Below are 9,809 nucleotides of genomic sequence, written 5' to 3'. Positions count from 1 at the left end.
CCGGCTTGATCGAAACGATCAAGCCGGCTTTTTTAATGTTCTTTAATCCTAATACTCGCGAATACTCAAACGATCCTCAGGTACCGCCACCGCCGGCATCGGCGCTGGTGATATGCGGCTCGCCCGCGGTTTCGGTCTCGAGGAAACCGCGCAAACGGCCGGCATCGGCAAAACGCGAATACTTGCCCGACGAATCCAGCAAGACCATCACGACCGGACGGCCATGAATGGTCGTCTGCATCACCATGCATTCGCCTGCTTCGTTAATGAAACCGGTCTTCTGCAAGCCGATTTCCCAGCTCGGATTCCGGATCAGCGCATTCGTGCTGTTGTAGGCCAGATTGCGCTTGCCGGTAAACACGTCATAGCTGCGATCGGTCGAGAACTTGCGAATCAGCGGATATTGATAGGCTGCGTTCACCATCTTCACGAGATCGCGGGCACTCGAAACATTCTGGCTCGTCAACCCGGTCGAATTCTCGAAGTGCGTATCGGTCATGCCGAGCATCTTCGCTTTGGCGTTCATTGCAGCGATAAAGCCAGCACGCCCATTCGGGTAATAACGCGACAACGCCGCGGCCGCGCGATTTTCCGATGCCATCAGCGCGATATGCAGCATGTCTTCGCGGTTGAGCTCAGAGCCGACCGAAAGACGCGAACCCGTGAATTTCTCGTAGTCGCGATCTTCGTCGGTGACGGTGATGTCTTCGGTCAGCGGCGCCTTCGAGTCGAGCACGATCATGGCAGTCATCAGCTTGGTGATCGAAGCGATGGGCACGACGGCACGCGAGTTTTTATCGAATAGCGTTTCCGCCGTATTCTGGTCCACCACGTACGCGACACTCGAGCGCAGCGCGAGGCTGTCGGGCGTTTCGTGCAGGCCGAAAGCCTGGCCGACGGTCGGCTGGCGCGGCTGGAAAGCCACCGAACGCACTGCAGCACGGCGGCCGTGCGCGTCCATCCGGTAACTTACGCGATGCCGGCGCGCGGCGCGCGGCACCTCTTCGTCTTGCGCAGCGGCGACGGGAGCAAGCTTGGCCGCCTTGGCTGAGCGCGCCGACACTTTCGATGACTTGACGGTTTTAGCTTGCGGCGCCGCGGCGGCGCCCTTGGCCAGTTTCTTGGTGGATTTCGAGGTTGTGGTCTTGGCAAAAGCGTCGACCGGTGCGACCGCGAAAGACGTCGCGAGCGCCACCGACACGGCGACCGACAGCGCGGTGCGGACCGCAACGCCGTGGATCACCCTGAGCGACGAAAACATTTCGGTTTTCATTAGTGTTCTGTTCTGGACCGGCGAGAGAGTGTCGCCAGTGTAGTAAAGCTTCGAAAAATTAGCAATATTAAGCACTTATCCGCACTACTTAAACCGCTTTGTAAGCCGCGATTTATGGGAACGAACAAGTTCGGAGTTCCGATCGTAAAAAATCATCGCCGATGCCGCAATCGTTTTTGACTGCCACACGCTGTTGCCCGACTCTGGCTATCACGTGATATCGGCAATAGTTGGTAAGACTTAAGGGTGGGGTTTTGATCCCTTCCTCAAGACAAAAATTTCACTAATGGCGTGGGCGGCGACAGGAAACGATGCTTTTCGGCAAGACATGCCGATTCTCGACCGGCATTTCGACCGGCTTCGAAAGTTTTTGTTCACACAAACTTTAACGAAATCGGTCGATCTGGAATGTTAACGTCGGGTTAACACATTTGGTTTACTGAGTTTCAAACCGTTTCAAATGAATTTCGCCGAAAAGTGCGTGCCGGGCACCGTTGCGCTGCGTCTGGCGGCGTATGCAACGGCGGCAAGTTGAATGATGGGTGCCCCCGCTCACGAAGAAGGTAATATTTTTGCATCGGAAACTGGTGGCCAGCCGGCAGCGGCAACATGAAACGGTCACTATAAAAAGCTCTCATTCGAAATGAAATTCCACTTTTCTGGAACCGGGATCGGTAAGTCGGAAGCGTTTGCGTGCTCCGCCCCAAGCTGGTGCAGCTTATCTCGAAATGTAGTTCCACTACACCGAAGTTCACTCGTAAACCTTTGTTTAATAAGCGATCGTACAATGTTGCGTCGCACAAAAATATGCTTGACATCTATCGGAATATGCCTAGAATAGGTTCCATGTTGCGACGCACCAACCGCTGATCGCCTCATACGGTTTCCGGATTTCCGGGCGCCGCCAAAACCCACGACCCGCGCTGATGATGGGTCGACTTTTTCAGGAGCGTGATATGACCCTTTTGACCCCGGAACAATTCGCCGCCGCTAATAAAGCTCAGTTCGACACCCTCTTCGGCCTGACGAACAAGGCATTCGAAGGCATGGAAAAGCTGCTCGAGCTGAACCTGCAAGTGGTGAAGTCGACGCTGGCCGAAAGCCAGGAAAACGCGCAGCGCGCGTTGTCGGTGAAAGATGCGCAAGAGCTGCTCGCACTGCAAGCCAGCCTGGCTCAGCCGGTCGCAGAAAAGGCGCTGTCGTATGGCCGTCATCTGTATGAAATCGCATCGTCGACGCAAGCTGAATTCGCCCGTGTCGCTGAAGAGCAGTACGAAGAGCAGAACCGCAAGGTGCAAACGCTCGTCGAAAACGTCGCGAAGAACGCACCGGCAGGCTCGGAAACGGCTGTCGCCGTGATGAAGTCGGCTATCACCGCCGCCAACACCACGTACGAAACGATCCACAAGGCAAGCAAGCAAGCTGTCGAGATCGCGGAAAGCAACTTCAACGCAGCCGCTACGGCCGCCACGAAGGCTGCGTCGCAAGCTACGGCTCAAGCTTCGCGCGTCGCCAAGAAGGCTGTTTAAGCGTATTCGCTTGGCACGGCAACGCCGGGGAACCTGGCGTAGTTGTGGTAGCAGTCGCGCAGGATGAGAAAGCCGTTCCAACCCACGTTGGAACGGCTTTTTTCGCGCTATCGCGGCCAGGAGCTCGCGATCTGAGCACGCTGAATAGTGCAGGCAAAGCAAAAAGCGGCGCGTTCCTCTCGGAATGCGCCGCTTTTTTTACCGACAACTCAACCGTTACTTCTTCCGCTGCGGCGGCAAATCCGTACACACGCCTTCGTACAGTTCGGCCGCCATGCCGATCGACTCGCCGAGCGTCGGGTGCGGATGGATCGTCTTGCCGATATCCTCCGCGTCCGCGCCCATTTCGATCGCGAGACACACTTCGCTGATCAGGTCGCCCGCGTTCAATCCCACGATCCCGCCGCCGATGATCCGGTGCGTTGCTTCGTCGAAGATGAGCTTGGTGAAACCTTCGTCGCGACCGTTCGCAATCGCCCGGCCCGATGCGGCCCACGGGAACGTGGCCTTGCCGTACTTGATGCCTTCGGCCTTGCACTGGTCTTCGGTCTTGCCGGCCCACGCCACTTCGGGATCGGTGTAGGCCACCGACGGGATCTGCAATGCGTCGAAGTAGGACTTTTCGCCGTGCGCCGCTTCCGCCGCAACGTGGCCTTCATGCACGGCTTTGTGCGCGAGCATCGGCTGGCCGACCAGATCGCCGATAGCAAAAATATGCTCGACGTTCGTACGCATCTGCTTGTCGACGTTGATGAAACCGCGATCGGACACGGCCACCCCAGCCTTGTCCGCACCAATCTTGCCGCCGTTCGGGCTGCGTCCGACAGCCACGAGCACGAGGTCATAGCGCTGCGCTTCGGCGGGCGCTTTTTCGCCTTCGAAGCTCACGTAGATGCCGTCGTCCTTCGCTTGCGCCTTGGTCGTTTTCGTCTTGAGCATGACGTTCGCGAAGCGCTTGGCGTTGAACTTCTCCCACACCTTCACGAGGTCGCGATCCGCGCCGGCCATCAGGATATCGAGCATTTCGACGACATCGATTTCCGCACCCAATGACGCATACACCGTCGCCATTTCCAGCCCGATGATGCCGCCGCCGACCACGAGCATGCGCTTGGGAATCTGACGCAACTCGAGTGCGCCGGTCGAGTCGACAACGCGCGGGTCCTCCGGCATGAACGGCAGCTTCACGGCCTCCGAACCCGCCGCGATAATCGCGTTCTTGAATTGCACGACTTTCTTGCCGCCCTCGCCTTCGATCTCCATGTGGTTCGGGCCAACGAACTTACCGACGCCCGTCACCACCTGAACCTTGCGCATCTTCGCCATGCCGGCCAGCCCGCCGGTCAGCTTCTTGACGACGCCCGACTTGAAGTCGCGAAGCTTGTCGAGATCGATCGTCGGTTCACCGAAGGAAATGCCATGGTGCGCGAGATCCTTCGCGGCGTCGGTGATCGCGGCAGCGTGAAGCAAGGCTTTCGACGGAATGCAGCCAACGTTCAGGCACACGCCGCCAAGCGTTTCATAACGTTCGACGAGAACCGTGTTCATGCCAAGATCGGCTGCGCGGAAGGCGGCGGAATAGCCGCCGGGGCCTGAGCCGAGCACCAGCATGTCGCATTCGATATCGGCGGCACCTGAGAACGAAGCGGCCTTCGGCGCGGGCGCGGCCGTCGCCTTTTCGGCGGGTTGCGACGCAGCGGCCTTCGGCTTCTCCTCAACCTGGCTGATGCCGCTGCCCTGGCCTTCGAGCGTGAGAATCACCGAGCCTTCGGAGACATTATCACCGAGCTTGACCTTGATTTCCTTGACCGTGCCCGCTGCGGGCGACGGTACATCCATGGTCGCCTTATCGGATTCGAGCGTGACGAGCGATTGTTCCTTCTCGACCGTATCGCCGACTTTCACGTGGATCTCGATGACGGGAATGTCAGTGAAATCGCCGATATCCGGCACTTTCACGTCTTGCGATCCGCCGCCTGCGGGTTTTTGTTCAGCAGGCTTGGAAGCAGCGGCTTCCTTGGTCGCGGCGGGCTTTTCAGCAGGAGCCGCAGGCTTTTCGCTGCCGGCATCAGCCGTTTCCACCAATGCGATCACGGTGCCCTGCGAGACTTTATCGCCAGCTTTGATCTTGACTTCCTTGACCGTACCCACGAGATCGCTCGGCACTTCGATGGAAGCTTTATCCGATTCGAGCGTGAGGACGCCTTGTTCTTTTTCGATGGCGTCGCCGGGTTTGATGCTGACTTCGACGACATCGACGTCTTTGAAATCGCCGATATCGGGTACTTTAAGTTCGGTGAGACTCATGTTGTCCCCTAAGAAGGAAGCGGGCGGAACCAAAAGACGCAAAGCCTAGCCCTTGGTTCTGCCGTCGGCAGACTTGCCTTTCTTTGCTTACTTTCTTTGGCAATTCAAAGAAAGTAAGTGCCGCCCCGCAAGAGGGGCGACTAGCAAAATGCAGTGCAATGCAAGTTCAACGAGGCGGTCAGCGGACCACAATAGAGCGGCCCGCCAAGCAAAAACCTCAAAGACTCACGCGACGGAAATCCGCCAGCACAGCAGAAAGATAGGCATTGAACCGCGCGGCCTCGGCGCCATCGATAACCCGATGATCGTAAGACAGCGACAAAGGCAGAATCAGGCGAGGTACAAACGCCTTGCCGTCCCATACCGGCTTCATCGCGCCCCGCGACAACCCGAGGATTGCCACTTCAGGCGCATTGATGATCGGCGTGAAATGCGTCCCACCGATGCCACCCAGCGACGAAATCGAGAAACATCCGCCTTGCATCTGGTCGGGCTTGAGCTTGCCTTCGCGCGCCGCCTTCGACAGATCGGCCATTTCGCGGGCGACGTCGACGAGGCCCTTCTTGTCGGCATCGCGGATCACCGGAACCATCAAACCGTTCGGCGTGTCGGCGGCAAAACCGATGTGGTAATACTGCTTGAAGACGAGGTTATCGCCGTCGAGGCTCGCATTGAACGTCGGGAATTTCTTCAACGCGGCAACCACCGCCTTGATCACGAACGCGAGCATGGTGAACTTCACGCCGGCCTTTTCGTTTTCCTTGTTCAGCGTCACGCGCAGGGCTTCGAGGTCGGTGATATCGGCTTCGTCGTTGTTCGTGACGTGCGGAATCATCACCCAGTTGCGATGCAGGTTCGCGCCCGAAATCTTCTTGATGCGCGAGAGCGGCCGCGGATCGATCGGACCGAACTTCGTAAAGTCGACCTTTGGCCACGGCAGCAGGTTCAACTCGCCGCCACCGGCCGGTGCAGCGGCCGCCGCAGCCGGCGCCTTGCCCTGACCGGTCATCACGCCCTTCACAAACGCGGTGACGTCGGCTTGCGTGATGCGGTTCTTGTGACCCGAACCCGTTACCTTCGACACATCGACGCCCAGTTCGCGCGCAAACTTGCGCACGGACGGCGACGCGTGGCTCGATGTACGCGCTCCTTCGCCAGCAGGAATAGCCGGTGCGAGTGCGAGTGCGGACGGTGCTTCTTTCTGAGCCGGCGCGGATTTCGCCGGCGCAGCCTCCTCAGGCGCTGCAGCCTTCGGAGCTTCCTGCTTCGGCGCAGCAGCAGGAGCCGATCCAGCACCGCCTTCCAGCACAAGAATCAACGTCCCTTCCGACACGTTGTCGCCAACCTTGACCTTGAGTTCCTTGACCGTGCCCGCTGCGGGCGACGGCACGTCCATGGTGGCTTTATCGGATTCGAGCGTGACGAGCGATTGCTCCTTCTCGACCTTGTCGCCAACCTTCACGTTCACTTCGATGACCGGAATGTCCTTGAAGTCGCCAATATCCGGCACCTTCACTTCGACCGATCCACCACCCGAAGACGCGGCCGGCGCAGCGGCCTTCTCTTGGGCAGGCGCTTCAGCAGCCTTGGGCGCAGCAGCCGCGCCCGATTCAGCCGCTTCCAGCACAACGATCAACGCACCTTCCGACACGTTGTCGCCTACCTTGACCTTCACTTCCTTCACGACACCGGCTGCCGAACTCGGCACGTCCATGGTCGCCTTGTCGGATTCGAGCGTGACGAGCGATTGCTCCTTCTCGACGGTGTCCCCAACTTTCACCAGCACTTCGATCACCGGAATGTCCGTGTAATCGCCGATATCCGGCACCTTGACTTCGATCGCTTGACTCATTGTTTATTGTCTCCTGGGTCGCGACACGAAAATCGCCCTGCTTTTAGGCAAGGCGACTTCGCGCAACAACACTCGGGGGCCGATGCGTTAAACCGTCATCGGGTTGGGTTTGGCGGGGTCGAGCGCGTACTTCTTGATCGCGTCGGCGACAAGCTTGCGGTCGATCGTGCCTTCGTCGGCCAGCGCATTGAGCGCCGCGACGGTGACCCAGTAGCGGTCAACTTCGAAGAAATGGCGCAGTCTTTCGCGCGTGTCCGAACGGCCGTAGCCATCCGTACCGAGCACGACGAACTTGTTCGGCACATAACCGCGAATCTGGTCGACGAGTGCGCGCACATAATCCGTCGATGCAATCACCGGACCCTTCGCGTCCTTCAGCAGCTTGGTCACGTGCGAGACACGACGCTCTTCCGTCGGATGCAGCAGGTTCCAGCGATCGACATCCATGCCTTCGCGTGCCAGTTCCGTAAAGCTCGGGACGCTCCAGAGATCGGCGGCCACGTTCCAGTCGTTTTTCAGCAGATCGGCGGCGGCGATCACTTCATTGAAGATCGTGCCCGCGCCCATCAGCTGAACGCGCGGTGCCTTTGCATCGGCGTCCGATTTGCGGAACGAATACATGCCCTTGATGATGTCGGCAGCTACGCCATCGCCCTGCGGAATCGCCGGGTGTTCGTAGTTCTCGTTCATCACCGTGACGTAGTAATACACGTCTTCCTGCTCCGCCACCATGCGACGCAAACCGTCCTGCATGATCACCGCGAGTTCGTAGCCGAAGGTCGGGTCGTAGCTCACGCAATTCGGCACCGAGGCCGCCCACATCAGCGAATGACCATCTTCGTGCTGCAGGCCTTCACCGTTGAGTGTCGTGCGTCCAGCCGTGCCGCCCAGCAAGAAGCCCCGCGAACGCATGTCACCTGCGGCCCATGCGAGGTCACCGATACGCTGGAAGCCGAACATGGAGTAGAAGATGTAGAACGGGATCATGATCTCGTTGTGCGTCGAATACGACGTCGCAGCCGCGATCCAGTCACACATCCCGCCGGCTTCATTAATCCCTTCCTGCAGGATCTGACCGGTTTCCGATTCACGATAGAACATCAACTGATCGGAATCTTCCGGCACATACTTCTGGCCGTCCTGATTCCAGATGCCGATCTGGCGGAACAAACCTTCCATACCGAAGGTACGCGATTCATCCGGCACGATCGGCACGATGCGTTTGCCGAGCGCCTTGTCCTTCAGCAGGATGTTGAGAATCCGCACGAACGCCATGGTCGTGGAGATTTCGCGGCCCGGACCCGTGCCCTTGAGCACCGGTTCAAACGCCGACAGATCCGGCACCGGCAGCGACTCGGCCTTCTGACGGCGAGCCGGCAGATAACCGCCAAGGTCCTGGCGGCGAGCGCGCATGTACTCGAGTTCCTTCGAACCTTCTTCGAACGTCAGGTACGGCACGTCGGCGATCTGGTCGTCGGGGATCGGCAGCTTGAACTGATCGCGGAATTTCATCAGCTGATCGGTATGAAGCTTCTTCTGCTGGTGGGTGATGTTCATCGCCTGACCGGCTTCGCCCATGCCGTAACCCTTGATGGTCTTGGCGAGGATGACGGTCGGCTGACCCTTCGTCTTCGATGCTTCCGTGTATGCCGCGTAAATTTTGTGCGGATCATGGCCGCCGCGATTCAGGTTCCAGATGTCTTCATCGGACCATTCCGCCACCATCGCCTTGAGTTCCGGCGTGTTGAAGAAATGCTCGCGCACGTAGGCGCCCGACTCCGACTTGTAGGTCTGATATTCGCCGTCGACGACTTCCATCATCCGGCGCATCAGTGCACCGGTTTTATCGCGGGCGAACAGCGAGTCCCAGCGGCTGCCCCACACCACCTTGATCACGTTCCAGCCGGCGCCGCGGAATTCGCTTTCGAGTTCCTGGATGATCTTGCCGTTGCCGCGCACCGGGCCGTCAAGACGCTGCAGGTTGCAGTTGATCACGAAGACGAGGTTGTCGAGCCGTTCACGGCCGGCCATGCCGATCGCGCCGAGCGATTCCGGTTCGTCCGTTTCGCCGTCGCCGAGGAATGCCCAGACCTTGCGGCTGCCTGCCTTGATGATGCCGCGCGCGTCCAAGTACTTCATGAAACGCGCCTGATAGATCGCCATGATCGGGCCGAGGCCCATGGACACGGTCGGGAACTGCCAGAAGTCCGGCATCAGCCACGGATGCGGATACGACGAAATGCCTTCGCCGCCCACTTCCTGGCGGAAGTTATCGAGCTGGCTCGCTTTCAGGCGGCCGAGCAGGAACGCACGTGCGTACACGCCAGGCGACGAATGGCCCTGCACGAACACGAGATCACCGCCGTGTTCGGGGGACGGTGCGTGCCAGAAATGGTTGAAACCGACGTCATACAACGTGGCCGCCGACGCGAACGAAGCAATATGCCCGCCCACGTTCGTGTCCTTGCCGGCGCGCAGCACCATGGCGATGGCGTTCCAGCGCGTGTACGAGCGGATCTTGTGCTCGATGTCCTGGTCGCCGGGAATCTTCGACTGGGCGGCGACCGGAATGGTGTTGATGTACGGGGTGTTGGCAGAGAACGGCAGGTGTTCGCCGTGCACGCGGGCGAATTCGATCTGCTTTTCGATCAGGTAATGCGCGCGATCCGGGCCTACTGCCGAAATCACGCCGTCGAGGGCTTCTAGCCACTCAGCGGTTTCCTGGGGATCTTCGTCGTCCTTGGCGTTGGCGACATATTTCATCACTTCGTCGGGTACAGCGGACATGCTCGTCTCCTGATTTGAGGAACGCTCTGTGAACAGACGACGCGAGCCTTTAAGCCATCCG

5 protein-coding genes are annotated in these 9,809 nt (G+C 59.0%); 1 reads left to right on the top strand and 4 read right to left on the bottom strand.

The window, feature by feature from the left end:
* Positions 1–76: 76 nt before the first annotated feature.
* Positions 77–1,273: a D-alanyl-D-alanine endopeptidase gene (pbpG, locus tag EOS_RS33215; RefSeq protein WP_047896447.1), complete on the bottom strand. Its 1,197-nt coding sequence runs from the start codon at positions 1,271–1,273 to the stop codon at positions 77–79.
* Positions 1,274–2,229: 956 nt separating this feature from the next.
* Here pbpG and EOS_RS33210 point away from each other — a divergent pair.
* On the top strand, positions 2,230–2,802 hold the full coding sequence (locus EOS_RS33210; protein WP_047896446.1) for a phasin family protein: 573 nt from the start codon (positions 2,230–2,232) through the stop codon (positions 2,800–2,802).
* A 216-nt stretch (positions 2,803–3,018) separates the two neighbouring features.
* On the opposite strand, the gene lpdA is transcribed toward EOS_RS33210, so the two are convergent.
* From lpdA to aceE, 3 genes are all read right to left on the bottom strand, one after another.
* Positions 3,019–5,109, bottom strand: a complete 2,091-nt coding sequence (gene lpdA / locus EOS_RS33205) for a dihydrolipoyl dehydrogenase (protein WP_075645428.1) — start codon at positions 5,107–5,109, stop codon at positions 3,019–3,021.
* Positions 5,110–5,326: 217 nt separating this feature from the next.
* The gene (aceF, locus tag EOS_RS33200; RefSeq protein WP_047896445.1) at positions 5,327–6,961 is read right to left on the bottom strand and encodes a dihydrolipoyllysine-residue acetyltransferase; all 1,635 of its coding nucleotides are present in this window, start codon (positions 6,959–6,961) and stop codon (positions 5,327–5,329) included.
* 87 nt (positions 6,962–7,048) lie between these two features.
* Positions 7,049–9,748 (bottom strand): pyruvate dehydrogenase (acetyl-transferring), homodimeric type, encoded by a 2,700-nt coding sequence (aceE, locus tag EOS_RS33195; protein WP_047896444.1) that lies wholly within the window; start codon positions 9,746–9,748, stop codon positions 7,049–7,051.
* Positions 9,749–9,809: the final 61 nt, after the last annotated feature.

The sequence above is a fragment of the Caballeronia mineralivorans PML1(12) genome (genome assembly GCF_001028175.1).
Lineage (GTDB): Bacteria > Pseudomonadota > Gammaproteobacteria > Burkholderiales > Burkholderiaceae > Caballeronia > Caballeronia mineralivorans.
Note: the sequence above shows the minus strand (reverse complement) of the source record. Positions and strands in the feature narration are given on the sequence as shown.

Excerpts from the sequence above, each read along its gene's own strand:
- pbpG (WP_047896447.1), bottom strand. The coding sequence starts at position 1,273 with ATGAAAACCGAAATGTTTTCGTCGCTCAGGGTGATCCACGGCGTTGCG.
- EOS_RS33210 (WP_047896446.1), top strand. The coding sequence starts at position 2,230 with ATGACCCTTTTGACCCCGGAACAATTCGCCGCCGCTAATAAAGCTCAG.
- lpdA (WP_075645428.1), bottom strand. The coding sequence starts at position 5,109 with ATGAGTCTCACCGAACTTAAAGTACCCGATATCGGCGATTTCAAAGAC.
- aceF (WP_047896445.1), bottom strand. The coding sequence starts at position 6,961 with ATGAGTCAAGCGATCGAAGTCAAGGTGCCGGATATCGGCGATTACACG.
- aceE (WP_047896444.1), bottom strand. The coding sequence starts at position 9,748 with ATGTCCGCTGTACCCGACGAAGTGATGAAATATGTCGCCAACGCCAAG.